Source organism: uncultured Gimesia sp. (assembly GCF_937910335.1).
Lineage (GTDB): Bacteria > Planctomycetota > Planctomycetia > Planctomycetales > Planctomycetaceae > Gimesia.
Map to the genome: position 1 here is coordinate 1 of NZ_CALEMX010000061.1, position 2,845 is coordinate 2,845.

The following is a 2,845-nucleotide window of genomic DNA, read 5'->3' on the forward strand; positions in this document are numbered from 1 at the left end:
ACGATATGGTTTGGGGAGGATTGTCTTTCCGACCGGGAGATGCTTTAGCTCCGATGCTTGGCTATCAGACTTCATGGGTGAAGAAGGATGGCTACAATACCATTAACAACTGCATCAGGGTGGGTTATTCTTACGATCTTACCATGTCAGAAATCAAGAATTACAGTAGTGGATCGCATGAGGTGTTTGTCACTTATTGCTTCAGCGTCTTGAGCAATCCGCCACAGAATCGATACAGTAACCCTAGGTTCCTATAATAAAAGTGAAACTAAACGTGTTATATACTCGTATTTTCAGTTTTAGGAAACCTGTTTCTCCGCAAGAGAATTTTTAGTATTCATTTTTACTAGATGAAGGAAATCATGAAAAATTCGCTGTACTTGCTGCTTCTGCTCTGCTGCTTGGCCGGCTGCTACCCGGGTCCGAGAGGTGAACTGGTAGGAGTCTATCCGCGGGAAGATTGGGTCCAAGTGAATCCCTATGGGATGAACTACATTCATTTTGGTTCCTATACAATGGGAAACAATGATCAGGATGTGCCATGGGCTCACAACACACGGTCAAAGACTGTGACGGTCCCCGCATTTTACATCGACCAACACGAGATCTCGAATAACGAGTATCGGCAGTTTGTCTACTATGTGCGTGATTCGCTATTTCGCGATGCACTTGCGCAGGACGACAATGAGCTGTACTACTACGCCGAGAATGCACGTGGTCAGGAGCTCGATCGATTTATCGACAAGGGCTACATCCTGAACTGGGAGGAAGAAATCGATTGGGATGACGAAGATATCTTCGACCTCCTCTACGATGAATTCTATCTCCAAGGTTCCGATCGTTTTTACAATCGTCATCAGACAGATACGCGAAAGCTGATCTATCGCTATTGGTGGATCGATTTTGAAAGCGCTGCAAACAAGGCAGGGAAAGATGAAGAATATGGAGAGGTTAATTCCCTCAACCAGCTTCACTCCGTTCGCGGACACAGTGATCGATCACAATTTATCATTGAAGAAATTATCAATGTGTATCCTGACACACTCTGTTGGGTACATGATTTCACTTATGGATTCAACGAGCCTTTGACAGAGACCTATTTCTGGCATCCGGCATACGACGAGTATCCAGTGGTTGGGGTAACTTGGGGTCAGGCCAAAGCATTTAACGCTTGGAGAACTCAGATCCTTAACGAGTGGAAAGCCTATAACGGTGAAGTATTTGTTCAGCGATTCCGTCTTCCGTCTGAATCGGAATGGGAGTATGCTGCACGTGGTGGACTGGAACTTTCACCATATCCTTGGGGTGGACCTTATATCCGAAACATTCAAGGTTGTCCATTGGCTAACTTTAAGCCAATGCGTGGCGACTACGTTGAAGATAACGGGTGTTATACCGTTCCTACGGACTCTTACTCCGCTAATGACTACGGACTTTACTGCATGGCTGGAAACGTTGCAGAATGGACGAACACGGCTTATGATGAGTCGGTCTATGAGTTTTCACATGACATGAGTCCTGAATATCAGTATCATGCAAAAGTCGATGATCCCCCCTCGATGAAACGAAAAGTAATTCGTGGTGGATCCTGGAAGGATATCGGCTATTATTGTCAAACTGGAACTCGATCTTTCGAGTATCAGGATACCGCTAAGTCTTACATCGGTTTCCGATGTGTGATGTCATACCTGGGTCGTGGTAAGAGTATCGATCCAAAAGACTTCAACCCTTAAAGACGAAGCAAAAAATCAATCCATTTCTAATGATTATTTCTCTCGTTGAGTAATAATCCTTTTAACTAAACCAAAAGCAAGTAAAAATTATGAAACCGGGAAGTAAAAGATGGAAGCATTTTATGGCCAAACTGTACGGTATTGGTGCCGCCGTGGTAATTATTGGAGCACTATTTAAAATTGAACACTGGGCCGGAGCTTCTCTCTTCCTAACAGTAGGTCTTCTCACGGAGGCGGTAATTTTCTTCTTCTCAGCATTTGAGCCCCCTCACGAAGAGCCAGACTGGTCTCTTGTGTATCCTGAACTTGCTTCTGGTGACCGAAAAGAAGGTTCACGCAACGATGGACGCTCACTGACTGAGCAATTAGACGACATGCTCATTGAAGCCAAAATTGAGCCTGAATTGATTCAGAGCCTCGGAGACGGCATGAGAAACCTCAGCACGTCTGCCCAAAACATGGGTGATCTTACTGAATCAGGTGTCGCGAGTAAAGAACTCAGTGAAAACCTTCGAGGAGCATCGCAAAAAATTAGTGACCTTTCTCATAGCTACGAAGAGGCATCAGCGTCCCTTACTGGAATTAAGGACCACGCAGAAGCTGGCATGCAAACGGGCGATTCGCTGCGTAAAATGTCAGACAACCTCAATTCGTTGAACAACATGTACGAGTTGCAGTTGCAAGAACTTGAGAAGAGTCGTCAGCTTTATGCTGGAATGACCACTCTGGTTGAAAACCTCAATGAGTCTATCGATGGAACACGCAAGTACAAAGAGAATATCGCTGAACTGGCTCACAACCTCGAATCGCTCAACACGGTTTACAGCAACATGCTCAACGCTATGGGCTCAGGTTCACGGTCATAAGTAGCCGATACTCTAATTTTTGTTATTGACTTAAATACATTAGAAAATGTCCGGTGAAAAATTATCCGCTAGGCAGAAGATGATCGGGATGATGTACCTGGTTCTCACTGCGATGTTAGCGATGAACATATCAAAAGAAGTACTCAACGGATTCGTTAAGGTTAATGATGGTCTGCAAACTTCCAATCGTCAGATGGGAGGTCAGTCAAATTCCATTTGGTCAAGCTTTGAATCAAAATTTGCTCA

General features: G+C 44.6%; 3 protein-coding genes and 1 pseudogene. All 4 read left to right on the plus strand.

Annotated elements, in window-relative coordinates:
* Positions 1-257: type IX secretion system membrane protein PorP/SprF (locus tag Q0668_RS02520; RefSeq protein WP_298859611.1), on the plus strand; the 257-nt coding region annotated here is incomplete at its 5' end.
* 105 nt (positions 258-362) lie between these two features.
* Complete coding sequence (locus tag Q0668_RS02525; RefSeq protein ID WP_298859613.1) at positions 363-1,733, plus strand: SUMF1/EgtB/PvdO family nonheme iron enzyme; 1,371 nt, start codon at positions 363-365, stop codon at positions 1,731-1,733.
* Between the two features lie 122 nt (positions 1,734-1,855).
* Entirely contained in the window at positions 1,856-2,599 is a 744-nt protein-coding gene (gene gldL / locus Q0668_RS02530) for a gliding motility protein GldL (protein WP_298859615.1), read from the plus strand.
* Positions 2,600-2,645: 46 nt separating this feature from the next.
* Positions 2,646-2,845: pseudogene (locus tag Q0668_RS02535) on the plus strand (gliding motility protein GldM); the annotation flags it as partial.

Bases quoted from the DNA above. Each gene is read 5' to 3' on its own strand.
- Q0668_RS02525 (WP_298859613.1), top strand. From the start codon at position 363: ATGAAAAATTCGCTGTACTTGCTGCTTCTGCTCTGCTGCTTGGCCGGC.
- gldL (WP_298859615.1), top strand. From the start codon at position 1,856: ATGGCCAAACTGTACGGTATTGGTGCCGCCGTGGTAATTATTGGAGCA.